The following is a 26,465-nucleotide window of genomic DNA, read 5'->3' on the forward strand; positions in this document are numbered from 1 at the left end:
GAATGTGGGTCTTGTCTTTTTGTTCATCATGTCACCTAATTGCTTACGAGGTGGATCATAACACCTCTAATCAGGTGGCCAAATTCAGTGTGCCACTACAAAGCTAGCTGTATATAGCCAGTGGGAAAGCTGTAAAAACCATCGTACTTTTCGGAGTGGATAGCCACGTACTTTTGGGAATTTTTATCGTACTTTTGGAAATCCTCATTCGATGCTTAGGAAGCAAAATTTTGCCCACAAAGCCTTACATAGCATGGCTTGTAGTTACAGAACGATTACAGAAACACGACGCTGTAACTCTTTATCACTGAAAAGAAAGATAACTTATTATTGATGCCCCAGAATCGGGGTTTTGCGATGTTTGCCATATCGACAAATAGTCAAGCAGCTACATTCAACGACTGATTTGTGAAAAAGGAGATAGCCCAAAAGCACTAGTGTTGTCCAAACACATTGACCAGACCCTAACTGATGCTGAAATTGCCTCAGTAGTGAATTTTACACGCATTATTTCTCTTAGAGATCATGAAGTTCGCAGGGAAGATAGACCCACCGATTAGAGCCTTGTGACCGTTTTGTGCCAGAAGCAGACATTTCAACAAAGAATATCTGAGCTGAATAATAATCAGTCTTACGGAGTTATGGGGGGTACCGAATAATGGAGAGGTTGACTAATTCTCTGGTGCGTTTACCCTTACTTGTGGCCATAATGTAGTGGTCAAGTATTATCTGGCTACAAGCAAAGTGCTCGTTGGAGGTAGCCAAGTCAGACTTGAAAAATACTTTCTTGTTGGTCCGCCCCAATCCAAGCTCTTAACCCTTTTAACTCCGAAAAGTAAAACTCATGCATTAATGTTGGTTGAAGAGTGAAAAACCAACTGAAGATGAAGTTTTCAGAGAAACACCATATTATTTTCAAATAAAGAGGGGGGGTAGCTAGATACATTTTTCTTATGTCTAAAGTTGCAGTGACCATCTTGGGGGGAGCGATGTAACCATTAATAGGTAGATTATCGGTTAAGCGCTGAATAACGATTAAGCATAGAACAACAAAATTCAGTTCGAACTAAAGCGAAAAAAGCACCACAGCAAAGCTGTAGTGCTTTTTATTAGTTTGTTTAACTTAGCTGCTAATTTGCTTAGCTGCTTTAGTGTCAAACACCCCTTTAACAATTTGCCAGCTTACCGCTAAGGCACCTATGATAAAGACCACGTCACCTATAGTGCGGATCCAACGTAGTGTATGCAGTAAATCACTTTGCATAAAGGCTTCACTTCGTGCATACCATAAGCCTTCTGTGGCACTAGCATAAAACTGGATAAAGCCTATTGGTAATAAACTAGTGAATAGCATTAATACTAAGCCCACGTTTAACCACCAGAATGCAGTCTTCATTAGCTTTTCGTCAAACTGCAACTGTGGCCGAATGTAGCGCAATATTAATAAACAGAAGCCTAAGGCTAAGAAGCCATAAACACCAAATAATGCGGCATGGGCATGAGTTGGCGTGGTGTTTAAGCCTTGAATATAATACAGCGCTATAGGTGGGTTAATCATAAAGCCAAACACGCCAGCGCCTAACAAATTCCAAAATGACACGGCAACAAAGAACATTAATGGCCATTTTAAATCTGCCATCCAAGGCGCACGGTTTTTCATCCGCCACTGTTCAAAGGCTTCATAACCTAATACCACTAAAGGCACTACTTCTAAGGCACTAAAAGTTGCCCCAACGGCCATAACCGGGGTAGTGGTACCCGAGAAATATAAGTGGTGGAAAGTACCAGGAACACCGCCTAGCATAAATAAGGATGCCGAGGCTAAGCTAGCACTAGTTGCCATAGTGCGTGACACTAAGCCCATACTATGGAAAATAAAGGCTAAAGATACAGTAGCAAACACTTCAAAGAAGCCTTCTACCCATAAATGAACTACCCACCAGCGCCAGTATTCCATTACCGATAAGTTAGTCCGTTCGCCGTAGAATAAACCGGCGCCATAGAACAAACCAACACAGATAACCGAAGCACCAAATAAAGCTAGTAAGTTTTTATCACCTGGGGCTTTAAAGGCGGGCACTATGGCGCGTAGCATAAGCACTAACCAGAATAAAATGCCGATGTATTTAATGATTTGCCAAAAGCGACCAATATCAATGTATTCATAACCTTGATGGCCAAACCAGAAGCTATATTCATGCGGAATAATTTGCATAATGGCAAAGTAGTTACCGGCGAATGAACCTGCCACTAAAACCACTAAGGCCCAGAATAAAATATCTACGCCAAGCTTTTGGAACTTAGGATCTTTACCGCCATTAATAATAGGTGCTAAAAATAAACCTGCGGCTAAAAAGCCCGTCGCAATCCAGAACATAGCCGCTTGTAAGTGCCATGTACGGGCTAGGCTGTAGGGTAGCCATTCGGTTGTATTTAAACCATAGAAACCATCACCTTCAATGGTATAGTGAGCAGTAAAGCCACCTAAGAACACTTGCAGGGTAAATAGTGCAACTACCACTACAATATACTTGCCCAACGATTTTTGTGAGGGGGTAAGTTTAAGGTTAGCTATAGGATCGAACTTTGGTGACACCGGCTCTTCGTCATCGTGTTTGCGTAAGAATGCCCAAGCCCAAACTAAGGCTCCAACACCAGCAATTAATAAAATAATACTAATTAAAGACCAAATTAAATTTTCAGCTGTAGGCTTATTATCAATTAACGGCTCATGGGGCCAGTTGTTGGTATAAGTGGCTGCATCTGGAGTACGCTCAGTTGAAGCAGCCCAAGCCGTCCAGAAGAAAAACTGTACCATTTGCTCTCTGCGCTCTAGTGAAGGCAGGGTGTTGTTTTTCATTGCATAGTTAGCACGGGTTTCGCTTAACGACGGATCATTACCAAATAATTTAATATAGTGATCAGCAGTTGTTGCAATGGCCTGTATACGGCGACTTGACAGCACTAGGGTGTCAGTGGCTTTATCATAAGTGTTAGTACGATAAGCTTCTTTTAACGCAAACTGTAAGCCATTTTGCTCAGCTGGCGTTAAACTGTCATAAGCTTTGTTATATTGATCTTGAGCGGCAAGCTCTAACCAAGCCAGTAATTCACGATGTAACCAATCTGCAGTCCAATCTGGTGCTTGGTAAGCACCATGACCCCAAATAGAGCCTAGCTGCATACCCCCGACAGATTGCCAGGCAGTTTGACCATCTAAAATACTTTCATTGGTCATTAATACCTTACCGTCTTGGTTAACTACTTTCGCCGGAATAGGTGGAGCAGAGCGGTAAACTTCTGCACCAAAATAACCCAGCACACCAAAGGTAATTGCTAAAACGGTGATTAATACCGACCAGAGTTTACGATATCCAGCCATAATCCCTCCAAAAACTACTAATAAAGCGCCAACAAGCCATTTAAATTCCTATTATTGTAATAATGCATTAGATAGCTATCTAATACTCTAGTAGCAATACAAGAGTTAGACCAGTTTTTAACCGCAAATGTTTTTGTTGTAACCTGTTAAGCATAAGTGCTGGCTAGGTTCGTATACATCGCTTCTATTCAAGCTCGAGTCAGACAATCACAATAAACGGCATTTAAAGAACTCCCTGGTTCTGACCACTCGTTGCAACGGCGAACCAAGCGACTTGGAAAGTAGCTCTGTGCCAATTGCGGACATTGGTTGTACATCTGGACGAATAAACAGCGTTATTTGCTTTTACCATAAAACAAGCAAGCTTTGAGCAAATCAGCAGGCACATTTATTTGTTGCTGAAGAAGGAAAAACACTCTAGTTTAGATACTTATCTTGGATCAACCAAAAAATAACAGCACAAATAAAAGTAATAATGTGCCAGCACGCTTTTGGTCGCAGTTAGCGGTGGCTCACTATAATTAATTACTTTTTATCAATAAGTTAACGCCGACCATCCATCTGGTAAAACCAGAGAAAGCGTGCCGGCACAATATACAAATGTTAATGTCTGCTATTCGCTCTTTGCAGTCGAAGTGAGGTTGACAATTTTGGTGTGGCTCATTGTTTGTGAAAAGAGGGACAGCGAATATCCCCCTCTTGCCAAGAATTACCCCATCAACTCAGCCAACAGCGCCAACTTCTGCTCCTTGGTAAAACCAGAAACCAAGTTTTTAAAACCAGCGATATCAGTATCCTTCTTCTGCTCGACCAAACCTGCATACTGCATAATCCGCTGTGCGATGCGTTCAGCAGGTTCATGCAGTTCTTCTGCGGTCAGTATGGTGTAGCCACCTGTTACGTCGTTACGGCCTGTTTTATGATTTAACAGGCGCTTTAGCGTGTAGTGCCCTACTCCAGTGTTTTCAGCGATGGAGCAGTAAGTGCGGCGCAGGTCGTGCAGGCCTATACTAACGTCAGCTTGCTGGCGAATTCTTTCCAGCGTCTTTTTGGGCTCAACGATATGGCCTTTTGGGCTATCAACGCCAAACACATAGTGATTGATTTTATAGTCTTTGCGCCGTTTTAAGATGGCAAGCAAGGGCACAGTGATTGGCAGCTCTACATCGTCGCCATTTTTGGTGTCCTTCACCATAAAAAAGCCATCTGCCATATAAACATCAGGCCAAGCCAAAGTCATGGTTTCGCTTTTTCGCAGGCCTGTATAAGTCATAAATTCGATATAGTCACACATGGCCACTGTTGAATCCTGACGATAGGTACTGGCTTGCTGCCGAATTTCGGTGATGGCTTGTAAAAACGGTTTTAACTGCGAGGGCCTTAATCTGGTTTGCTTACGAGCTACATTGTTCCAGCTGCGCTTTGCCGACAGCACCTGCACCGGATTATTGGGAAATAACGAATAACCGTTGGAGTCTTTGTATTCAGCTTTGGCAAAATTAAACAAAGCCCGCAGCATTCGCATGCAATAGTCAGCCTGTGCCTTACTGCGTTTGGTTAGTTCCAGATGGCGCTTGGCGATCATATCTTCGCTCAAATCAGACAAACGCTTGTTATGCCAATCGGCAATATAGAGCTTCATATTGGCGTGATAGCCTCGCAATGTTGCAGGTTTTAAATCTCGTTGCTCTAAATACGCCTGAAACACATCCTGCAAGGTGACAGCAGCAGCGCGGAACTGCCGCTTACTGTCATTGGGGTTCACGCCATCAGCCATATCTGCCATCGCTTTACGGGCAAGCTTACGGGCTGCCTCAACAGATAAAGCCGGAAAAGAGCCTAAAGTCACTGACACAGGTACACGTCGGCCAGACAGTTTTTTATACACCCTGAATACTTTAGCTTTGCTGGTGACATCCAAGACCAGCCCAGGCATTTGATTGTCGTGCCAACGGACACGCTTAGCAGAAAACGGAATGGCGTTAACATCAGTTTCAGTAAAACGGATTTTGGTTTGTGGAGTCATTGGTGCTACCTCTGTGCTACTTTGCACTCAATTCATAACGCGTTGAATCACAACGCCCTTATGCATCAGAGATAACCAAACTGGCTATAACCTATTGAATTTAATCGTTTATAAAGTAAATCAGTAGTCTATAAAGTAACTGCTGGTAAGTGGCCCTGGCTGCACTCATAATCGGCAGGTCCCTGGTTCAAGTCCAGGTGGGGCCACCATACTCACTCTCCTGTATTCCTCGTATTCGCCGCTTAAGGTTTCAGTTTCTCCACCAGCTCGACAAAGCGGCTGACGCCATTACCCACGTCATTTAAGCCCGAAGCCACCTGGTTGATACTGTCTTCGCCTTGCAGGGCTATACCGCTGATGGCGCCAAGTTCATGATCAATCGATTTAATCAGACCGGAATTGCGCTGTACTACTTTGGCTATTTCAGCAGTCGCCTCTGCAGTACGCGCTGCCAGTTTACGCACTTCATCGGCTACCACCGCAAAGCCACGGCCTGACTCACCTGCCCGCGCAGCTTCAATGGCTGCATTCAGTGCCAGTAAGTTGGTCTGCTCTGCAATACCGCTAATGGTCGTCACAATCTCATTAATGCTTTTTGACTGCTCAGTCAGCTGCACACCGAGCCCTGAAGCCACTTTCACCTGAGCAGCGATACGGTGCGACGTCGCAACGGCCTCATGCAGCACGTCCACCGCATTGTGGGTGATCTGGGCTGTTTCTTCCGAAGTAGCGGCTGCCATTTCGACTGCCAGCAAAGCGGTATTTACCCGCGACGAAATGTCCGAAGCAAATTTGATCACCTTCACCACTTTGCCGCTTTCATCAACAATAGGGTTATAGGTCGCTTCCAGCCAAATGGTTCTGCCGCTGGCATCCAGTCGCTTAAAGCGACCAGAATAGAATTGCCCTGTGGCCAGACGTTTCCAGAAATCCGGGTTTTGCTGGTAAAAATAGGCTTCACAAAACATCTTGTGGTGCTGCCCAACCAAATCGGACAGTTTGTAGCCCATTACATTAAGGAAATTCTGGTTCGCCGTAACGATTGTGCCGTCCGGCTTAAATTCAATCACAGCCAGTGAACGGTCCAATGAACGCAGCAGCGCCTCCCGGGCATTGAGCTGTAACCTGGATTCTGTCACATCGGTGGCGATTTTAATCACCTTCACCACTGAGCCGTTTTCAGCCAGCACAGGAAAGTAGCTGGCTTCCAGATACACCACTGAGCCGTCTTTGCGTTTGCGCTCAAAACTGCCTCTGCAGGCCTGCCCCCGGCCCAAACTCTCCCAGAGTTTTTTATAGTCTGCGCTTTGTGCGTAGCTGTCCTGACAAAACAGCCGATGATGCTTACTGATAATTTCATCGAGCCGGTACCCCATCACCTCGAGGAAGATAGGGTTTGCGTCCAGAATTTGGCCTGTTGGGGTAAAACTGATAAAAGCGGTGTTGCGTTTAACCGCCATCAGTTCCTGCTCAAAACTGTCCAGGCGGACTTTCATCTCTGCCAGTTCAGCCGTAACACCCGCCGTTTTTGCTTTGGTAAAAAACATTAATCTGTCCCCCGCTTGAGTTATGACAGCTACACTGATTTTGTCTGCCTATCAGCAACATCGCCTTGAGCCCAACGGGGGTTCCTAGCACAGACCTGACAAATAACGACGCCATGTTTTTTTCATTATTACAGATATTATCATTTTTTAATTGTTTTTCAAGAGCTCTTGGTATGTTTTTTCGGCAACCGCAAGGACGACAAACTGTGAATCGCTACGGAAGACAGTCTTCGAGGACTACGCTATGAATAACCTGTTCCGCCCTGCATCTTCAGCCAGCCCAACAACAGTAGCAGTAAAAGCGCCATGGCGAGTGCTTGTGGTTGATGACGACGAGTTTATTCACCAGGTGACCGAGCTGGTCCTTAGCAGTTTTAGGTTTGAACAACGGCCGTTGGAGCTGGTTCGGGCGTACAGCGCCGCCGAAGCCATCGCCATACTGGAAAACGATCGCGATTTTGCCGTGGCCTTGGTTGACGTGGTAATGGAAACCGACGATGCCGGTCTGCAATTGGTCAAACATATTCGCGAACAGATGGCCATCCTGACGATGCGGATTATTCTGCGTACTGGCCAACCAGGCCAGGCACCGGAGTTTGAGGTCATTGAGAAATACGAAATTAATGACTACAAAGACAAAACGGAACTGACGGCAGCCAAGCTACGTACCGTGGTCATCGCTGCCCTGCGTGGCTACCGTGACTTACTGACTATCGAAAGCCACCGCCGCGGGCTGATGCGGGTGATTCAAAATACCAGCCGGGTGCTGGCCTCTTCTTCCTTGCACGAGTTCGCCACTTGCGTGCTGCAGCAGGTGGTAGAAGTGATCGATCTTAACGCCACCGGCTTTTATTGCGTCACTCAGGCTACCGGCCGGGGTGATTTTCAGATTAACCACTGTCTGGCAGCGACCGCTGACTGGGTTCGGTTGGACCCATCCAGCAAACTGGAAATTCTGCCACAGGACGTGCGGGATTCCATTCAAAAGTCATTGCAGCTGAAGGCCTCAGTGCAAACAGCAGCCGGTTATGTCGCCTACCATATTTCCGATGCCGGTTACGAGAATGTGCTGTACCTGCAGCTGGCCCGGCCCTTGACCGAAGTCGAGCAGTCTTTACTCAGCATGTACTGTTCCAATGTGGCACTGACCTACCAGATGTTACTGGCCAAAGAAGACATTATCGAATCCCAGCATGAAATGGCTTATATGCTGGGCGAAGCGGTGGAGCAGCGCAGTAAAGAAACCGGCATGCATGTACGCCGGGTTGCACTTTATACAGAAAAACTGGCGCGGCTGAGCGGCCTGGCCAGCCGACAAGATCCAACAGCATTTAACGGAGCAGGCTGGTAAACACTTCGACCCGGCGCTGGTCACATTGTTTATGCAACATGAAGCCGAGTTCTATCAGATCCTGCATTCATTACCGGATGTCAGCCATGCCTAAACACTATCAGGGCATTATGCGGCTGGTGTCTCAAAGTCCCTGGATTGACGCCGGTGAAGCCGAACCCGCGATGCAACTGGTGCTGGACAATCTTTGTCAGGGTTTACAGGTTGACCGTGCCGGCATCTGGTTGTTTGATGCCAGCCGCAGTCAGATCCAATGCCGGCAGTTACTGGACAGGACCAGCGGCTTTTTAGACGAACCTATAGTGCTGACAGAACAAAGCTTTCCACGTTATTTCAGCGCTTTATTGCATGACCGTGTCATCGCAGCCGACGACGCTCATACCCATGAAGCCACCGCCGAATTCAGCGAGTGTTACCTGACTCCGCTTGGCATTAATTCCATGCTGGATGTACCCGTGCGCCATCATGGCGAGCTGATCGGTATTATCTGCTGTGAACACCGCGGTGAAGCGCGGCAATGGCGGTCTGAAGATGTGGTATTTGCGGGCAGCATGGGCGATCTGATTGGCCGGGCTATTAACGCCGCGGAGATGATGTCGTTCCGCTCGCAGCTGCAACAGCTGAACGCCGAGCTGGAGCAACGGGTGGCCCAGCGCAATGCCGAGCTGGAGACCGCCCACCGTCAGCTGGTGGAATCGGAAAAAATGGCGGCTTTGGGCGGCCTGGTGGCAGGCGTCGCCCATGAAGTAAATACTCCTTTGGGCGTTGCGATTACCGCGACCAGCTTGCTGACTGAGTCACTGCAACAACTGCAAAAGCTGTTTACCGACGGCCTGTTAGACGAAAACAATTTTGTGCAGTCGCTGCAAGAGCAGCAACGTATTGCCAGCTTGTTACAAAGTAATCTGGAGCGGGCAGCGACTCTGGTGAAAAGCTTCAAAAAGACTGCAGTTGACCAAAGCTCTGATATTAAACAAGAGTTCGATTTGGCCGATGTATTGAACCGGACTCTTCAGAACCTGCAGCCCGTCAGTAAAAAGGTCTGTCAATTGACGCTGAACTGCCCAGACCGCATCATGCTGGATTCCTACCCGGGTTCGCTCAGCCAAATTATTACCAATCTGGTGATGAATGCCCTGCATCATGCCTTTGAACACCAACCCAACAATGCGCTGCTGACCATTAACGTACTGCCACAGGCTGGTTTTGTGCTGATCCAGGTGCAGGACAATGGGCAGGGCATGACTGCCGAGATCCAAAAGAAAATCTTCGACCCGTTTTTCACTACCAAACGAGGAGCTGGCGGCAGTGGGCTTGGACTTTCCATCGCCTACAACCTGACCGTACAGCAACTGGGAGGCAAAATCCGTGTACAAAGTGCACCTCAGCAAGGTTGTCTGTTTGAAATTCAGCTGCCGTTAGCCGCGACGCCTGCAGCGACAGCTCAGACCTGATCAACAGCAGCTATCGCTTGCACCGCAGCAGTAACAAAACTGTAGCACCCTAGAAGATTCACGATTTTTCTGATTGTTATCAATCAGATACATAACCACCCTATTTAGGCAGGGCCAAAAGATTGCAACAGACTGTTACGATAAAAAGCTGTAGACAATAGCAGCAGCTCTGCTAGTCTGGTCTGAACAGTTGGCTAAATTCTGATAATAATAACGCCTATGAATTTCGTCATTTACGCAATACCTGCTTTTTTACTGCTGATCCTGCTGGAGATTTATCTCGACTGGCGCTATCAGCGACACACCTACAGATTTAACGACGCCATTAACTCACTGAACCTCGGCATGATGAGCCAGGTGACTGGTATTGCGCAGAAAACGGTGCAATTCAGTGCCTACCTGCTGGTGTTTGACCAGATAGCGCTGTGGAACCTGGGCCATGACAGCTGGTGGATTTGGCCTTTTGCCTTTATTGCTTACGACTTCTGCTACTACTGGTTTCACCGCATCAGCCATGAAATCAATGTGTTCTGGGCCGGTCATGTGGTGCATCACCAAAGCGAAGAATACAACCTGAGTACAGCGCTGCGGCAAAGCAGCGGCACCTTTTTGGGCTTTTTATTTTATCTGCCGCTGGCACTGATTGGCATTGAACCTTATGTGCTGGTGACTGTGGGTTCGCTGAACCTGATTTATCAGTTCTGGGTGCATACCCGTCATATCAAACAGATGCCGGCCTGGTACGAGGCTATTTTTGTTACGCCCAGCAATCACCGCGTGCATCACGCGCAAAACCCTATTTATATGAACAAAAACCATGGTGGGGTCTTTATTGTCTGGGACCGGCTCTTTGGCACCTTTCAGCCCGAACTGGAGCAGGAACCGGTGATTTTTGGCGTCACCAAACCACTGGCCAGCTGGAACCCGGTCTGGGCCAATCTGGATGTGTATTGGGCCTTGGCCAAAGACAGCTGGCGTGCTGAAAAATGGGCCGACAAACTGAAAGTCTGGTTTAAAAAAACCGGCTGGCGCCCTGCCGATGTGCGTAAAGCCTACCCGAACAAACGTTTCGATCCCTACCAGCAGGTGAAGTTTGACAGCCCTTTGTCAGCCCGGCAAAAACTTTATGTCGCCTTGCAGCACCTGACACTGATAGCCCTGGTCCTGCAGTTTATTCTGGCCTCCGCCACCATGAGCCACAGCGGCATACTGCAAGGCGCCGCTCTGCTGGTATTCACCTTATTTTGTCAGGGCTATTACCAGCAGCAACGGCGTTATCTGCTGTGGCTGGAAACAGGCAAGAACCTGCTGCTGACTGCCTTGTATTACCTGTATCTAGGACCTGATTCTGCCCCTTACCTGCTGCTGTGGCTGCTGCTTGCCAGCCTGCTGCTAGTGATGGCGCATGGCAAAAAAATTAAAACAATAAAACAACACCACGACAGGGGAGACTATGAGTCACAACAGCAGTAGAGCACGGACGCCAGTATGCCTGGCCGTCAGCCTGGCTTTGGCCAGTGGCCTGGTGCAGGCGCAACAGAGTGATGAAGGCATTGAAGTGATTGAAGTAACAGCGCAAAAACGTGCTGAGAATATGCAGGAAGTGCCGATTGCCATCACCGCGTTCAGCGCCGACACCATTGATAAAATGGGCCTGAAAAATATCAACGATTTGGGCCTGATCACACCAGGCCTTGAAACCAACAATGCCACCGCCACCCAAACCAGTTTTAATATCCGTGGCATTTCCACCAACGATTTTGGCATCGGTTTAGATGCGGCAGTGGCGGTCTATATTGACGGTGTCTATGTCGGCCGTCGCGGCACGTCCAACCTGAACTTCAACGATGTGGAACGGGTGGAAGTACTGAAAGGCCCGCAAGGCACTTTATTTGGCCGTAACTCAGCCGCAGGTGCTATTCATATTATTACCAAAGCCGCCAGCGCCGACCCGGAAGGCCAGTTTAAGGCCACCCTCGGCAGCCACGGCAAACACAAAATGGAGTTTTCCGGCACGACTGCGCTGGGTGACAACCTGAATGGCCGCATCAGCCTGAACCGCAATAAACGCGACGGCTACCTGGATGTGAAAGACAGCGACGAAAAATACGGCAACCAGAACGACTGGGCAGTACGAGGTTCACTGGAATGGGCCTGGGAGCGGGCTGAACTGATTCTACGCGCAGACTATTCGGATATCGACCAGCAGGCCCGCCCTGCGGTCACCTTAAACACCACCTTTGGCAGTGGTGACCCATTCGGCCCTATTGAGTACGATTTTGAAGGCCATGAAACCCGCGAAGCAGGTGGCCTGTCTGCCGAGCTGAATTATGATTTGGGTGACAACATGAGCTTCACCTCCATCAGCGCCTACCGCCAGTTTGAACGCGGCAATGCGATGGAAGACGACGGTTCAGCCTACGCCAGTGCATACTTTGTCAGTAACCTGATTGAAGATCAGAGCCAGTTCAGTCAGGAGTTCCGTTTAAGCCAGAACACAGACAACTTCAAATGGACCTTTGGCACCAACTGGTACAAAGAAGACATAGACCAGACCACTCAGGCCACTTTTAATACCCTGACCTTCGACAGTCTGGCGGTGGTACAGATGGGGCTGGACCCACGTATTGTGCTGCCGATGGGCACTGGCGTGGCCGGTGCTTATATGACGATGGGCACTGCCAAAGCCCAGCAGGCCGTGGCCACCGAAATTGGCCGGCTGATGATGCAAGGCCTGACCTTCGCTCAGGCTCAGGCGTCTGTGGCCAATACGCTGATCAACGCCAACCTGACCAAAGTGTTGGGCCAGCATATGGAGCAGTTTGACAACAACGGCGTCACCGAAAGTGTTGCGTTGTATTTTGACGGCACCTATGCGCTGACCGACAAGCTGGACCTGACGTTAGGCGGCCGTTTGACCTATGACGTGAAAGACTTTTACCTGCACAGCGAACCGCAAAACTTCTTTACCGTGCCTTTTGGTGGGGTCGGTCAGGTGCCCTTGGCCGTGGCGTTTATTCCACAAAGCGCACAGCAAGAAGCGGACTGGTCCAAGTTTACTCCTCGTGCGGTGCTGGATTACCAGTGGACGCCACAGCTGATGACCTACATCTCCTACGCGGAAGGTTTTAAAGCTGGTGGTTTTAACACCCTGGGTGAAGCACCGCCGGTGAAAGAAGAAACAGTGCAGAACACTGAAATTGGTATGAAATCCAGCTGGCTGGACAACCGCCTTCGACTGAACCTGTCACTGTACCAATACGACTACACCAATCTGCAACAGCTGGAACTGGTGGGCCCGCCAGGCGGCGTACCGACTTACAACCTGCGCAACGTGGACGCGGAAGGCAATGGCTACGAAGCCGAAGTGATTTGGCAGGCCACGCCGGATCTGCGGCTGACCGCCAACTATGGTCATGTCGAAACTGAATACACCAAGTGGCAGTACTTTGACTGGGAAAGCAGTGGCAGCAAAGTGGGCCAGGCCATTTCGGGCATGCCGGAAAATCAGGCCAGTGTCTGGCTGGATTATTATTTTGCTGGTTTAAGCGGTCAGTTTAACCTGCACCTGAGTTACGCCTACACGGGCGATAGAACCCAGGGCGTGGACGGACCCAAACTGGCGGTGTTGCCATTTGAGCAGGGATCGGTAACGGGTCTGAACGATGATGCGCTGAACTCAATCAAAGGTTATGGCCTGCTGGACGGACGTTTAAGCTGGCAGAGCGACAACCATCCTTTCTCATTATCCTTCTACGTCCATAACGCGCTGGATAAAGAATACATTATCCAGACCGGCGGTCAGGCCATGGCGGTAGGTTCGCCTATCGCCACTCCGGGCCTGCCACGTATGTATGGCGTTGAGTTTGGTATGACGTTCTAAGCCAGCTCAGGCAAACCCCGGTGTCCAGCCTGGCTGCACCGGGGTTTTTCTTTCAGTTTCTCTGGAGCAAACCTATGATGATTCTGGCCTTTGCTGGCGAACTCTGTTTAATAACCGCGTTATTTTTTGCCATCTACAGCTTAAAGCGCCATCCGGCTTTATCGAAACCGGCGGTACTGACGCTTGGTTTGGTCTTGGGTTTTATTGCGGTCACCGCCAGTATGGGCGCCAGCCGCTATCTGGGTGACACCGCTATTATTGGCTGGCATGACTGGGCCTCGTACTGGTCTAAAACAGTGGCGATGCCGCTGTATCTCTGCACTCTGTTATGGCTTTGGAGCAATGGCCCCCGCCCTTTGACTGTGGCGTTTGCAGCACTGGGTACCAGCCCTGTGTTAGGTGCCCCTGCCCTGCTAACGGATCTGGCTTTGGTGCTGACACTGCTACGGCTGATCCAATGTTGCGCCCCTAAGTCGCAGCTGATCGCTGCCCTGATTGCGCTGGGCCTGGTGCCGCTTTGTGCACTACTGCCTGAACCTGACCTTGCGATGGGGTTGTTCCATCTGGCACTGGCACTGCACTTTGTGCTGATCGGCTGCTTTATCCAACAACAAAAAGCGGCCTGAAGGCCGCTTTTTCTTAACTAGGTATCAATGTCATGAAAAAAAACTGCAGCACCGCCAGGAACAAGGTGCTGCAGCCACAAAGGTTAAAACTCGCCACGAATACCAATACCGATAGAACGGCCAGGTAATGGGGCCAGGTCTTTCAGGAAGGAGCTGTGAACTCTGGCCTCCCTGTCAGTCAGGTTACTGCCCTTCAGGTAGAGCGCCATTGCCTGATCGGCCCAGTCAAAGTAGTAGTTCAGGTTGGCGTCCAGCACTGTGTAGCCCGCAGTTTCAGTTTCCAGCGCTTCCAGTTTGTCTTGCTTGCCATAATGGGTCAGCCGCATGTCAGAGGAAAACCACTGACCCTGATACGCCAGCTCGGTGCTGAACCGCAGTGGTGGCGTGCGCGGTAAATCACCACCATCTTTCAGCCGGGCGCGGATATAGTCAGCCTGATTGGTCCAGGTCCAGTCCTCAGCCAGTTTCCAGACCAACTGCGCTTCAAAACCATGCAAGCGGGCATCAGCCGGCTGGAACAGGTACACCGGCAGCTCATCGCTGTGTTCATGCCCAGCATCAGTTCCTTCGTCGGCGTGTTCCTCGGCGTTTTCGACAAAAAGCCCGGTATTGGCCTGGTAGTAGTAGTTATCCACCTGGTTGTAAAAAGCGTTCAGTACAAAACCAAAGTCACCGCTGATTTTACGCAGCGTCAGGTCCAGGTTATGTGCAGTTTCCATGTTGATCGGGTCTGTGTTCAGCACAAAAGCGTCTTCGGCGTCCTGGTCCGGGTTTCGCACAAAAAGCGCACCAATCTCATAACTGCTGGTACCGGCATGCGCACCGAAGGACAGCAACTCCGCAGCAGAAGGCGCCCGCTCAGAACGGGACAACGAGAAGCCCAGGTTGTAGCCTTCAGTGAAATCCCACACCAGGCCTGCCGACAGGCTGTTCGGTGTGAACTTATGTTCGGTGGCAAAAGGCACCAGCTCTGCACTGTCGTGCTCGTGCTCGTGCTCGTGCTCGTCATGGGCATCTTCATCATGGCTATGCACTTCAAGCTCAGGCAGCAACACATCAGTCGCAGAAATTTTCACCTGTTCGACCCGCGCGCCCAGCTGCAGCAATACAGGGCCAAAGTGTTTTTCTTCCATCCAGCCCAGCGCCAGCATTTTGCTGTCTGACGGCGGCGTAAAAGCTTCTTCACCCAGAGCAGCGAAATCACTGTGTTTGTAATGCAGGCTCAGGCCACCTTTCCAGTCCTGCCATTCGCGGTGCAGCAATTCAAAACGGGCTTCTTCGCTCTGGTTGGTAAAGGTGGTACCGACTTCACCGCCTTCAATTTCAGCATGCTGGTAATCGGTGTAACCCAGACGGCTGTTCAGGCCGCTGATCCAGCTGTGGTCAAAGTGCAATTCACTCAGCAGTTGAACGCGGTTTTGTGACATATCGGCATAAACAGACTCAGCCGCTTCGTTTTGTTCAGCAGCATCCTCTTCGTGATGATGGTGATGGCCCGGAATACCATACTCGCGGTCTAACCGGCCAAACGACAGTCCAACATAACCATTGTCCAGCAAATAACTGCTGCCTAGCGTGTAACCTGTGGCTTCACCTTGGGTGTTTTCTACCCGGCCAGTTTGTTCTTCACCTGCTTCAGGTTCGGTTTCTGCCGTACCAGGAATTTTGTAGCTGTCGTTTTCACGATGGAAGACATCGGCATACAGCGCCATCTGACCGACCGCGGTCTGGCCAGCTGCAGACACCAGCTTTTCGTTATTCACTGATTCGCGTTGCAGCAGATAACTGGCTTTGGTTTGATCCGTGGTTGGAATACGTTGGTCTACCACATTGACCACCCCGCCTATAGCACCACTGCCATAAAACATAGTGGCTGGGCCACGCAGCACTTCAATCTGTTCGGCAGTGCTGGCTTCGGCCGACACACTGTGGTCAGGTCCGACGCGGGAGGCATCACCGGCATCAAGGCCATTTTGCGTAATCAACACCCGAGGGCCATCCAGGCCTCGGATAATAGGGCTACTGGCCACAGAGCCATAAAAGGTGCTGTGCACCCCGACTTCGTTTTTCAGGGTGTCCCCCAAAGTGGCCGCCTGATTCATCTTCAGTTTTTCACCAGACAACACAGTGACCGGCATCGCCGATTCGACAGCCGAGGCATGAAACGGGCTGGCTTTCACATCAATCACTTCCAGCGCCGTGGTGGGTAAAGTCAGTACCAGACCATTCAGGCCTTCGGCAGGCACTTGCAAGCGCCAGTTTTTATGTACCGATTTATCTGCTTCTGCATGCAACTCAACGGTGCCAGCCTTTTTCAGCTGCAGATTAAAACTGCCATCCGCCGCAGTTTTGAATTCAGTGTTACTGCCAGCCAGACTGACCAGTGCATTGGACACCGGCAGCCCTTGTTCATCGACAATTTTACCCGTGACTTGCTGGGCTACTGCGGCATTGCAGCATATAGCTGCAACAGCCAACGCCAGCTGATGTGGTTTTCTCATAACGCCTTTGACCCCGAAAAATGCCTGTTGGCTTCAATGACATGTGACATTGTCACGTTTTATTTTGTGATACTATCTCAAAATAAAGTGTTATACCATCACATTTTATCGCTGGCATTGTGGGTTCTCATAATTGAGCGAAGCGATTATCACAATCCTCTGAGTTATTCTCGGAATTCTCTAGCATAAATGGCCGATTAATTTATGGGGATGATGACTGAAGTACTTCAGCTTAGAGTGTGCAGCTTTGGTATTTGTGATCGTACATGCGCTGATCCGCCAGTTTCATCAGCTCCAGGTCGGTCCGGCCATCCTGCGGATAATGCGCTACACCGACAGAGCAGCTGATCTGCACCCGGATCTCATTAAGTACAAAATCCTGCTGCAGTTGCTGCTGGATTTTCTGCGCCACGGCCTACACTTCAGCCTCGGCGTCCACCTGATGCAGCAGAATAATAAATTCATCGCCGCCAATCCGCGCCACCGTATCAGAGCTACGCACCGACTGCAGTAAACGCTGCGCCACTTGCTGCAACAACAAATCACCAACCGCATGGCCATAGCTGTCATTGACAGGTTTAAAACGGTTCAGGTCCAGCAGCAACAACGCCAGACTTTTCTGGTGACGATGGGCATAATGCAATGCGGTCGCAAAGCGGTCGGCAAACAAAGCCCGGTTTGGTAAGCCAGTCAGGCTGTCGTGCTGCGCCATATACCGCATTTGTTGCTCAATTTTGTGGCGTTCAGTTAAGTCACGGCCAACCCCAAGAATACCGACAAAGCGTCCTGTCTCGTCATAGATACCGCTGGTTTTCACTTCCAGCCAGACCGTTTTTACACCTTTGCAGTTCAATTCCAGCTCAGCAGCAAACTCCGGATAAGGAAGCTGTGCATTCATCACTGTCATGGCATGACGCAGCTGAAACAACACTTTACGGTACGAAGCGGCGCAGAGCAGTTGCTTCAGGCTGGCAGCTTTGAGTTCATTGCGGCTAAAGCCGGTTAGCTTACTGGCTGACGGGCTGATATAGGTCAAGCCGCCTTCTTTATCCATAGTCCAAATCAGATCCGTCGCATTATCAGCCAGCAAGCGGTGCCGCTCTTCACTGAGTTTAAGCAACTGCAATGATTTACTGTGTTCAATGGCAATTTCAGCCAAGGCTGCACTTTCTTCAATCAGCTGAATATCCTGGGCCGAGGGGGCTGAGATGGTTTTATGGTAAATCGCAAAAGTGCCCAGCACCTTGCCGGACTTGTCTTTGATAGGTTCAGACCAGCAGGCACCAATGCCCGCCAATTCAACCAGAGCCTGATAAGGCGCCCACAGCGGATCGGTGCTTACATCATTGACGATCACCCGCTGCCCTGTGGCTGCCGCCGTACCACAGGAACCAACACCGTAAGCGGCCTGCAACCCTTCGATCGCCTGATTATAAGGCCCAGGCATGCCATGCGCCGACGCCACATGCAGTTTGCCCTGATCATCCAGTAGCAACACAGTGCAGGTGGCGGTCGGGTCCAGCTGCTCTGCGCCTTCCACCAGCGCATCCAGCAGCTGCTGCAGTGGAACCTGCTCCACCAGCAGGCTTAAAACCCGGCTTCGATGCTGCTGCAATAAACTGGAACGCCGCTCCTGGCGCAATACCCCTCTGCAACCGGCCATTGATCCGGCTGATGTACCATAGCACCAGCAAGGCCAGACAAATGCCGATGGCCGCCAGTAACCACAAATAAAACCAGCCTGGATTATTCACCTATATCCTCATTCCAGAGCTCCGGTTGTTGCTGGATAAAGTCTTGCATCAGCTGGACACACTCCGGATCCTGCAATACCTCTAACTGCACACCACGGCTTTGCACATAGCTTTCCGGCCCCTGAAAGGTCTGGTTTTCACCGACCACCACTTTGCCTATGCCATAAAGCAGCACAGTGCCGCTGCACATGTCACAAGGCGATAAGGTGGAATACAGTGTGGCTTTGCGGTAGTCGCTGGCTTTTAGCCGGCCAGCATTCTCCAGACAATCCATTTCGGCGTGCAGCACACAACTGCCCTTCTGTACCCGCTGATTATGACCCTGACCGACAATCTGGCCGTCGATCACCAGCACTGAACCTATCGGGATGCCACCTTCAGCCAGGCTCTTTCTGGCCTGGGCTATTGCCGCCTGCATAAAGGGATCCTGCATCCCTGACTCCTTGCTGTTGCACCTGCCTGCCCAAACTATAGACAGGGAAGATTGCAAAAGATAGTCAGTATTTTCAGACAGATGGCAAAGCCTCAATGCAGTCCAGCGGGCACACTTCAACACAGGCAGGCCTGTCGTAAAAGCCTGCACATTCAGTGCAGAGGCTGTCGTCTATCTGGTACTGCTTGCCGTCATAAGCAATCGCCTGATTCGGGCATTCAGGGGCACACATATCACAGTTAATACAGCTGCTCTCTATCCACAGCGACATCTGGCCTCCCCGCAGCGCGGCTCACTGCTGGCCTGACGGATGAGCATGGCATGGCGGGGTGCCAGGCCGTCCGGCAACGCAAGATACACTGTGTAACCAGAGCCAGGCGCCAGCAGCACAGGTTGCCCCTGCGCATCCCGCAGCTCTGGTTGTGCCAGCCATTGGTTACCAGCCGGGTGCATCAGCAGCAGCTGGTCTGTCACCGCAAAACGGTTTTTCACTTCAAGCTCTGCGCGGCCCATGCGGTCCACAGCGCCGGTGAATTCGCCAACCAATACCTGCTGGCCCTCGCTGTGACTGGTCTGGTAATTTTGCAGTTGCTGCGGCTGATGGCGCTGCAGGAAACCCGCAGTAAAACCTCGGTTGGCCATGCCATCCAGCTCCTGCAGCAATGCCGGGTCAAACCCCTTGCCAGCCGCAGCGTCGTCAATGGCACGACGGTACACCTGGGTGGTTCTGGCCACGTAATAAGGCGATTTGGTCCGGCCTTCAATTTTCAGCGAATGCACGCCCATCGCCAGCAACTCCGGCACAAACTCAACCGCCCGTAAATCTTTCGAGTTCAGGATGTAACTGCCGTGCTCATCTTCTTCCATACTCATCAGCTCCCCTGGCCGGCCTTGTTCCTCCAGCAACACAGGCGCAGAGACAGATCCAGATACCTGCTCAGAGACAGGCACAAACTGGCCAACTTCGTCTTCGGTGGCCTGATGCAGCTGATAACTCCAGCGGCAGGCATTGGTGCAGGCTCCCTGGTTCGGGTCGCGTTTATTAAAATAACCTGACAGCAAGCAGCGACCGGAATAGGCCATACAGAGCGCACCATGCACAAAGACTTCCAGCTCCATGGCTGGCACCTGGCGGCGGATTTCAGCAATTTCATCCAGTGCCAGCTCGCGCGATAAAATCACCCGTTCTATGCCAAGCTGTTGCCAGAACTTCACCGCAGCCCAGTTCACCGTATTGGCCTGCACCGACAAATGCAGCGGTTGTTCGGGGAAATGCTGACGCAGCAAATACACCACACCAGGGTCTGAGACAATCAGCGCATCAGGCCGAAGCGCCACAGCGGGCGCCATCTCCTCAACAAAACGGCTGAGCTTGCTGTTGTGCGGTGCAATATTCACCACCAGGTAAAACTTTTTGCCGAGCTGGTGTGCTTCGGTAATGCCCTGCTCGAGGCGAGCTAAGTCAAACTCGTTATTGCGCACGCGCAAACTAAAACGCGGCTGACCGGCGTACACCGCATCCGCTCCATAAGCAAAGGCCAGCCGCATTGCTTTTAAGCTGCCGGCCGGTGCTAATAATTCAGCTTTCACAAGGACCTCAAAAATAAAACGGCGACGAACCGCAAAGCCCGCCGCCTGTCAATGAATGGATTACACGACTTTCGAATAGCTGGTTTGCACCGCCAATTGCAGGTAGCGGTCAAAGCAGGCACAGACCAGACGCACCAGCAGGCGGCCAAGCGCTGTTACTTCAATGCGCTGTGCCGTCACCCGAACCAGACCATCGGCAATCAGCGGCTGCAGCTGGCTGCGACTTTGCGCAAAATAATCCCAGAAATCAGCAAGCTGCCACTGGGCAGAAAATGCAGCTATGTCTAGCTGGAAATGACAGATCAATTGGCTGATCAATGCAGCGCGGATTTTATCGTCCGCTGTTGAACTGTAACCGCGCTCCACCGGCCAGGCTCCATGAGCCAGCAAGGTCTGATACGGCTGCAGCTCTTTATGGTTTTGCCACATCACCCCGCCCACCTGACTGATGGATGACATACCAAGCCCAAGCAAGGCATCCTGCCCCTGCGTGGTGTAGCCCTGAAAGTTACGCTGCAAACGGCCGTGCTGCTGCGCCTGTGCCAGTGGATCCGAAGCTTTGGCAAAATGATCCATACCAATAGCCTGAAAACCAGCGCCAGTCAGACGTTCAATCGCCAGCTGCAGTAACGCCAGTTTATCTTCCGCCTGAGGCAGGCTCTGGGTTGGGATCTTGCGCTGTGCCGCAAAGCGGGTAGGCAAATGGGCGTAGCTGAATAAAGACACCCGGTCTGGGTTCAGTGCAATCACCTGCTGCACCGTGCTGGCAAAGCTGTCTGGCCGCTGCAATGGCAAGCCATAGACCAGATCCAGATTGACCGATGCAAAGCCCAGCTGTTGTGCCTGACGCACCAGTGCTTCCACCATGGCATAGGACTGCAGTCGGTTGATGGCTTGCTGCACCGCTGGGTCAAAATCCTGCACACCAAAGCTGACCCGCCGGAAGCCCAACTGAAACAAATGCGCCAGCTTGGCACTGTCGCAACTGCGCGGGTCTATTTCCACCGACCATTCAGCGTCCTGCTGCAACGGCAGCGCATTTCGCAGCAAGCCGACCAAGCGGCTTAGCTGCTCTTGGGTTAAAAAGGTTGGCGTACCGCCGCCTAAATGCACCGCATTAATCTGCTTTTCTGCCAGCAGCGGCTGATAGAGCGCCACTTCCTGCTCCAGAGCATCGAGATAGCGGTCTGCTTTAAACGAATGACGAGTGACCTCTTTGGTGCAACCACAGTAATAACAAAGTTGCTGACAAAACGGGATATGCAGATACAGACTCAGCGCTTGCGGCCCCTGCCGTAACGCCGCCTTAACGGCTGACACAGGAAAGCCAGGCTGCAAAGATAGCGCCGTTGGATAAGAGGTATAGCGAGGCCCGTGCACATTGTATTTTTGCACCAGTTCAGGCGACCACAGCAGCTCTGTCACAGTCATTCTCCAGATGAAATCTGGCCGCAAGTTTACAAACAGCATCTATGTTTAGTTTTGATCCAGCACAACAAAACGCTGTTTCAATCTGTACCAGTCAGACCAAAACCCAATATATGGCGACAAAATGCGCTGGAAATGACCCAGCAAAAAGTTTAGAATGAACGTTCACTCTAAATGGAGATTTACTCATGCAGCCTAACCGCATCACTCTGTATTTATTTTCTGCCCTGGCGGGCTCTGTGTTACTGGCCGCTTGTGGTCAGGCTGAACAAGGAGCAGCTCAAGGTCAGCAGGCGCCAGCCGTTGGCGTGGTGGAACTCAAGGCCCAGACCCTGACTCTGAGCCGCGAACTGCCGGGTCGCACCAGTGCTTATCAAATTGCGCAAATCCGTCCTCAGGTCAGCGGCATTATCGAAAGGCGTCAATTTACCGAAGGCGCTGAAGTGAAAGCCGGTCAGGCTTTGTACCAAATTGACCCGGCGCCTTTCGAAGCCGCACTCGCCAGTGCCAAAGCGGCTGAAGCCCGCGCCAGCGCAGCTATTGCCAGCAGCGAAGCCAAAGCCAACCGCTACCGTGAGCTGATTAAAATCAAAGCCATCAGCCAGCAAGAGCTGGATGAGGCTGACGCCGCATATAAGCAGGCCCGTGCCGACTTGCTGACCGCTCAGGCACAAATCAAAACTGCACAAATCAATCTGAACTACAGCAAAGTGAAAGCACCGATTTCCGGTCAAATCAGTAAATCCAGCGTCACTGCCGGTGCTCTGGTCAGCGCCAACCAGGAGGAAGCCTTAGCCACAGTCACCAGCCTGGACCCGATTTATGTCGACTTAACTCAGTCCAGCACTGAATTGCTGCAGCTGAAAAAAGCACTGGCGTCAGGTGAGCTTGGCAGCGCCGAAGCCGTGGTAGAACTTACGCTGGAAGATGGGACTGCTTATGCCCACAAAGGCAGCCTGCAGTTCTCGGAAGTCACAGTGAACCCGGACACCGGCTCTGTCACGTTACGAGCCCAGTTCCCGAACCCCGATAAATTATTGCTGCCAGGTATGTATGTACGGGCCTCGGTGCCAGAAGGTGTGAAAAGCAATGTGATCCTGGCACCACAACGTGGGGTCAGCCGCAATGCCAAAGGCGAAGCCACTGCCATGGTGCTGAATAAAGACGGAGTGGTGGAACCCCGGGTACTGACCACAGAACGCAGTATTGGCAGTGAATGGCTGGTGACTGCAGGCCTGAGCGCCGGTGAGCGGCTTATTGTCGAAGGCCTGCAAAAAATCCGTCCTGGTGCACCGGCAACCGCCACAGCCGCAGAATCCACCCCTAGCAGCAACGCTGCCAGTTCAAAGTAAGGGAGAAACCGGATGTCCCGTTTTTTTATTGACCGCCCCATCTTTGCCTGGGTGCTGGCGATAGTGGTAATGCTCGCCGGTGTACTGGCGATTAAGTCATTACCCATTTCCCAGTATCCATCGATTGCACCACCAGCTATTGCCATTTCGGCCAGCTACCCTGGTGCCTCTGCCCGTACCCTGGAAGACACAGTCACCCAGGTCATTGAGCAGAAAATGAAAGGTCTGGATGGCCTGCTGTATATGTCATCCACCTCAGAATCCAATGGTTCAGTCACACTGACCCTGACCTTCAGTGCCGACACCAACCCGGATATTGCCCAGGTTCAGGTGCAGAACAAACTGGCGCTGGCCACCCCACTGCTCCCCCAAGAAGTGCAGCGTCAGGGCGTATCTGTGGCTAAATCGGCGCGTAACTTCCTGTTAGTGGCTGGCTTTGTATCCGAAGACGGCAGCATGAGCAACGTCGATATCGGCGACTATATTGCCTCCAACGTGCAGGACGTCGTGTCGCGGGTTGAAGGTGTGGGTGAAGTGCAGCTGTTCGGTTCGCAATACGCGATGCGGATATGGCTGGACCCGGCCAAATTGCAAAACTACGAACTGACCCCAGCCGATATCAGCACCGCCATTAGCGCGCAAAATGCCCAGGTTTCCGCTGGTCAGCTCGGCGGCATGCCTGCCATTGAAGGCCAGCAACTGAATGCAACCGTGACAGCCCAAAGCCGGCTGCAAACGCCGGAGCAGTTCCGAGCCATTCTGGTCAAAACCAACAGCGATGGCTCTGTAGTGCGCTTGGGTGACGTCGCCAAAGTGGAACTGGGTGGTGAAAGCTATGGCGTGGTGGCCCGCTACAATGGTAAACCGGCTTCAGGTATTGGTGTGAAACTGGCCAGTGGTGCCAATGCACTGGAAACCGCGGCCGGGGTGAAAAAAGCACTGGCCGATCTAGAACCCTACTACCCGGCAGGCCTGACATCCGTGGTGCCTTACGACACCACCCCGTTCGTCTCACTGTCGATTGAAAAAGTGGTACACACCCTGATTGAAGCCGTGGTCCTGGTGTTCCTGGTGATGTATCTGTTCCTGCAGAACTTCCGTGCCACCCTGATCCCCACCATTGCCGTTCCTGTGGTCTTGTTGGGTACTTTCGCTATTCTTTACGCCTTTGGCTACTCCATTAATACCCTGACCATGTTTGCCATGGTACTGGCCATCGGCCTGCTGGTGGACGATGCAATCGTCGTGGTGGAAAACGTCGAGCGGGTCATGACGGAAGAAAATCTGTCGCCTATTGAAGCGACCCGTAAATCAATGGACGAAATTAAAGGCGCGTTGGTTGGTATCGCCATGGTGCTGTCGGCAGTCTTTGTGCCTATGGCCTTCTTCGGCGGCTCCACTGGTGTCATTTACCGTCAGTTCTCTATCACCCTGGTGTCGGCGATGGCACTGTCGGTGCTGGTGGCGCTGATCCTGACTCCGGCACTTTGTGCCACCTTGCTCAAACCCAGCCATGTGCACAACGACAAGTCGCTGTTGGGCCGCTTCTTTACCGGGTTTAACCGTGGTTTTGACCGCACCAATAAAGGCACCCAGAGCTTTGTTGGCCGCATGATCAGTCAGGCCAAACGTTATCTGGTGATCTACGCCCTGATTGTCGGCGGTATGGTGTACATTTTCAGCCACTTACCTTCAGCCTTCTTACCGGATGAAGACCAGGGCATTCTGTTTAACCAGGTGGTGTTACCTGCAGGTTCGACCACAGAGCAGACGCTGAACGTGGTGAAGAAAATGGAAGATCACTTCCTGAATGACCAGGGTGAAGCGGTCAAATCTGTGTTTGCTGTGGTTGGTTTCAGCTTCGCTGGTTCAGGCCAGAATGCTGCATTAGGCTTTGTGAACCTGAAACACTGGGATGAACGCCAGCGTCCGGATTTATCCGTTGGTGCTGTTGCCGGTAAAGCCATGGGCTATTTCGCCACCATCAAAGAAGCCTTTGTATTCGCTTTCCCACCACCAGCCGTGGTGGAGCTGGGTACCGCCAATGGTTTTAACGTGTTCCTGCAGGACAGAACTGGCATGGGCCACGAGCAACTGCTGCAAGCCCGTAATATGTTGTTAGGTATGGCGGCGCAAAGCCCTGTGCTGGCCGGTGTACGGCCAAATGGCCAGGAAGACACGCCAGAGCTGAAACTGGATATTGATTTAGCCAAAGCCACTGCACTGGGTGTCAGCCAGGCCGATATTAACAACACGCTGGCGACCGCCTGGGGTAGCAGCTACGTCAACGACTTTATCGACCGTGGTCGGGTGAAAAAAGTCTTCCTGCAAGGCGATGCCGATAGCCGGATGGCGCCGGAAGATCTGAATAAATGGTATGTGCGGAATAACCAGGGCGACATGGTGCCGTTCTCTGCCTTTGCCAGTTCACACTGGGCCTATGGTTCACCTCGTCTGGAACGGTATAACGGCTTCTCCTCGATGGAAATTCAGGGTTCTGCTGCACCTGGCTACAGTACCGGCCAGGCGATGGATGAAATGGAACGTCTGATCAAACAACTGCCTGCAGGTATCGGTTACGAGTGGACAGGTATTTCTTATGAAGAACGCTCCAGTGGCGGTCAGGCACCTCTGCTGTATGCCTTATCGTTGTTAGTGGTGTTCCTGTGTCTGGCCGCCTTGTATGAAAGCTGGTCTGTGCCTGCCGCCGTCATGATGATTGTTCCACTGGGCGTGTTTGGTGCCGCCACAGCGGCCTTGTTGGGTAATTTGTCCAATGACATCTATCTGCAGGTTGGTTTGCTGACCACCATTGGTCTGGCGTCGAAAAACGCCATTCTTATTGTGGAGTTTGCCATTCATCGGATGGAACAAGGCCTGGGATTGGTGGAAGCTGCCATTGAAGCGGTACGTTTGCGCCTGCGTCCAATCCTGATGACCTCGATGGCCTTTATCTGTGGTGTATTGCCATTGGCAATTGCTTCCAGTGCCGGTTCAGGTGCGCAAAATGCGCTGGGTATTTCAGTGATTGGCGGCACTCTGGCCTCCAGTATCCTGCCGGTGATCTTCGTACCACTGTTCTTTGTGCTGGTGCGTCGTTTGTTCCCAATCAAAGCCAAAGCAGACTAAGGAGCTGAA

General features: G+C 51.3%; 15 protein-coding genes, 1 tRNA gene and 1 pseudogene. 8 read left to right on the forward strand and 9 right to left on the reverse strand.

What is annotated here, in order from left to right:
- Positions 1 to 1,123 precede the first annotated feature (1,123 nt).
- Together ACFO3I_RS13355 and ACFO3I_RS13360 are read right to left on the reverse strand one after the other, a co-directional pair.
- Positions 1,124 to 3,382, reverse strand: coding sequence for a nitric-oxide reductase large subunit (locus ACFO3I_RS13355; protein ID WP_377334659.1), 2,259 nt, complete (start codon positions 3,380 to 3,382; stop codon positions 1,124 to 1,126).
- Between the two features lie 709 nt (positions 3,383 to 4,091).
- The gene (locus ACFO3I_RS13360; RefSeq protein WP_377334661.1) at positions 4,092 to 5,408 is read right to left on the reverse strand and encodes a tyrosine-type recombinase/integrase; all 1,317 of its coding nucleotides are present in this window, start codon (positions 5,406 to 5,408) and stop codon (positions 4,092 to 4,094) included.
- A 135-nt stretch (positions 5,409 to 5,543) separates the two neighbouring features.
- Between ACFO3I_RS13360 and ACFO3I_RS13365 the strand changes: the two genes are divergently transcribed.
- A tRNA-Ile gene (locus ACFO3I_RS13365) sits at positions 5,544 to 5,617 on the forward strand.
- A gap of 33 nt (positions 5,618 to 5,650) precedes the next feature.
- On the opposite strand, the gene ACFO3I_RS13370 is transcribed toward ACFO3I_RS13365, so the two are convergent.
- On the reverse strand, positions 5,651 to 6,955 hold the full coding sequence (locus ACFO3I_RS13370) for a methyl-accepting chemotaxis protein (RefSeq protein ID WP_377334663.1): 1,305 nt from the start codon (positions 6,953 to 6,955) through the stop codon (positions 5,651 to 5,653).
- A 244-nt stretch (positions 6,956 to 7,199) separates the two neighbouring features.
- Here ACFO3I_RS13370 and ACFO3I_RS13375 point away from each other — a divergent pair, with 244 nt between their 5' ends.
- The 5 genes from ACFO3I_RS13375 (at position 7,200) to ACFO3I_RS13395 (ending at position 14,269) form a co-directional block, all read left to right on the forward strand.
- Positions 7,200 to 8,306, forward strand: coding sequence for a DUF3369 domain-containing protein (locus tag ACFO3I_RS13375; protein WP_377334665.1), 1,107 nt, complete (start codon positions 7,200 to 7,202; stop codon positions 8,304 to 8,306).
- 86 nt (positions 8,307 to 8,392) lie between these two features.
- Positions 8,393 to 9,760 carry a sensor histidine kinase gene (locus ACFO3I_RS13380; protein ID WP_377334667.1) on the forward strand — a complete coding sequence of 456 codons (1,368 nt, stop codon included), beginning with the start codon at positions 8,393 to 8,395 and terminating at the stop codon, positions 9,758 to 9,760.
- A 219-nt stretch (positions 9,761 to 9,979) separates the two neighbouring features.
- Complete coding sequence (locus ACFO3I_RS13385; protein ID WP_377334669.1) at positions 9,980 to 11,233, forward strand: sterol desaturase family protein; 1,254 nt, start codon at positions 9,980 to 9,982, stop codon at positions 11,231 to 11,233.
- Positions 11,214 to 13,643, forward strand: a complete 2,430-nt coding sequence (locus tag ACFO3I_RS13390; RefSeq protein WP_377334671.1) for a TonB-dependent receptor — start codon at positions 11,214 to 11,216, stop codon at positions 13,641 to 13,643. Before ACFO3I_RS13385 ends, ACFO3I_RS13390 begins: the two co-directional genes overlap by 20 nt.
- A 74-nt stretch (positions 13,644 to 13,717) precedes the next feature.
- Positions 13,718 to 14,269, forward strand: coding sequence for a hypothetical protein (locus tag ACFO3I_RS13395; RefSeq protein ID WP_377334673.1), 552 nt, complete (start codon positions 13,718 to 13,720; stop codon positions 14,267 to 14,269).
- Positions 14,270 to 14,352: 83 nt separating this feature from the next.
- Here the strand turns inward: ACFO3I_RS13395 and ACFO3I_RS13400 are convergent, their stop codons facing one another.
- The 6 genes and pseudogenes from ACFO3I_RS13400 to hemN form a co-directional block, all read right to left on the reverse strand.
- A complete protein-coding gene (locus ACFO3I_RS13400) occupies positions 14,353 to 16,770 on the reverse strand; it encodes a TonB-dependent receptor (protein WP_377334675.1) in 2,418 nt (805 codons plus the stop codon).
- 232 nt (positions 16,771 to 17,002) lie between these two features.
- Positions 17,003 to 18,433, reverse strand: a pseudogene (locus tag ACFO3I_RS13405) (diguanylate cyclase domain-containing protein).
- Between the two features lie 83 nt (positions 18,434 to 18,516).
- Complete coding sequence (locus ACFO3I_RS13410; RefSeq protein ID WP_377334677.1) at positions 18,517 to 18,957, reverse strand: nucleoside deaminase; 441 nt, start codon at positions 18,955 to 18,957, stop codon at positions 18,517 to 18,519.
- 73 nt (positions 18,958 to 19,030) lie between these two features.
- Positions 19,031 to 19,228: a YfhL family 4Fe-4S dicluster ferredoxin gene (locus ACFO3I_RS13415; RefSeq protein ID WP_377334679.1), complete on the reverse strand. Its 198-nt coding sequence runs from the start codon at positions 19,226 to 19,228 to the stop codon at positions 19,031 to 19,033.
- The gene (trhP, locus tag ACFO3I_RS13420) at positions 19,213 to 20,547 is read right to left on the reverse strand and encodes a prephenate-dependent tRNA uridine(34) hydroxylase TrhP (protein WP_377334681.1); all 1,335 of its coding nucleotides are present in this window, start codon (positions 20,545 to 20,547) and stop codon (positions 19,213 to 19,215) included. The genes ACFO3I_RS13415 and trhP overlap by 16 nt, the downstream gene beginning before the upstream one ends.
- A gap of 60 nt (positions 20,548 to 20,607) precedes the next feature.
- Positions 20,608 to 21,972, reverse strand: coding sequence for an oxygen-independent coproporphyrinogen III oxidase (hemN, locus tag ACFO3I_RS13425; RefSeq protein WP_377334683.1), 1,365 nt, complete (start codon positions 21,970 to 21,972; stop codon positions 20,608 to 20,610).
- A gap of 191 nt (positions 21,973 to 22,163) precedes the next feature.
- Here hemN and ACFO3I_RS13430 point away from each other — a divergent pair, with 191 nt between their 5' ends.
- Both ACFO3I_RS13430 and ACFO3I_RS13435 read left to right on the forward strand, forming a co-directional pair.
- Positions 22,164 to 23,327, forward strand: a complete 1,164-nt coding sequence (locus tag ACFO3I_RS13430) for an efflux RND transporter periplasmic adaptor subunit (RefSeq protein ID WP_377334685.1) — start codon at positions 22,164 to 22,166, stop codon at positions 23,325 to 23,327.
- 12 nt (positions 23,328 to 23,339) lie between these two features.
- Positions 23,340 to 26,456, forward strand: coding sequence for an efflux RND transporter permease subunit (locus ACFO3I_RS13435; protein WP_377334687.1), 3,117 nt, complete (start codon positions 23,340 to 23,342; stop codon positions 26,454 to 26,456).
- The last annotated feature ends 9 nt before the right edge of the window (positions 26,457 to 26,465 follow it).

The sequence above is a fragment of the Rheinheimera marina genome (assembly GCF_042654345.1).
Classification (GTDB): domain Bacteria; phylum Pseudomonadota; class Gammaproteobacteria; order Enterobacterales; family Alteromonadaceae; genus Pararheinheimera; species Pararheinheimera marina.

Bases quoted from the DNA above. Each gene is read 5' to 3' on its own strand.
- ACFO3I_RS13355 (WP_377334659.1), bottom strand. From the start codon at position 3,382: ATGGCTGGATATCGTAAACTCTGGTCGGTATTAATCACCGTTTTAGCA.
- ACFO3I_RS13385 (WP_377334669.1), top strand. From the start codon at position 9,980: ATGAATTTCGTCATTTACGCAATACCTGCTTTTTTACTGCTGATCCTG.
- ACFO3I_RS13430 (WP_377334685.1), top strand. From the start codon at position 22,164: ATGCAGCCTAACCGCATCACTCTGTATTTATTTTCTGCCCTGGCGGGC.
- ACFO3I_RS13415 (WP_377334679.1), bottom strand. From the start codon at position 19,228: ATGTCGCTGTGGATAGAGAGCAGCTGTATTAACTGTGATATGTGTGCC.
- ACFO3I_RS13375 (WP_377334665.1), top strand. From the start codon at position 7,200: ATGAATAACCTGTTCCGCCCTGCATCTTCAGCCAGCCCAACAACAGTA.
- ACFO3I_RS13380 (WP_377334667.1), top strand. From the start codon at position 8,393: ATGCCTAAACACTATCAGGGCATTATGCGGCTGGTGTCTCAAAGTCCC.
- ACFO3I_RS13390 (WP_377334671.1), top strand. From the start codon at position 11,214: ATGAGTCACAACAGCAGTAGAGCACGGACGCCAGTATGCCTGGCCGTC.
- ACFO3I_RS13435 (WP_377334687.1), top strand. From the start codon at position 23,340: ATGTCCCGTTTTTTTATTGACCGCCCCATCTTTGCCTGGGTGCTGGCG.
- ACFO3I_RS13370 (WP_377334663.1), bottom strand. From the start codon at position 6,955: ATGTTTTTTACCAAAGCAAAAACGGCGGGTGTTACGGCTGAACTGGCA.
- ACFO3I_RS13410 (WP_377334677.1), bottom strand. From the start codon at position 18,957: ATGCAGGATCCCTTTATGCAGGCGGCAATAGCCCAGGCCAGAAAGAGC.
- ACFO3I_RS13395 (WP_377334673.1), top strand. From the start codon at position 13,718: ATGATGATTCTGGCCTTTGCTGGCGAACTCTGTTTAATAACCGCGTTA.
- ACFO3I_RS13400 (WP_377334675.1), bottom strand. From the start codon at position 16,770: ATGAGAAAACCACATCAGCTGGCGTTGGCTGTTGCAGCTATATGCTGC.
- ACFO3I_RS13360 (WP_377334661.1), bottom strand. From the start codon at position 5,408: ATGACTCCACAAACCAAAATCCGTTTTACTGAAACTGATGTTAACGCC.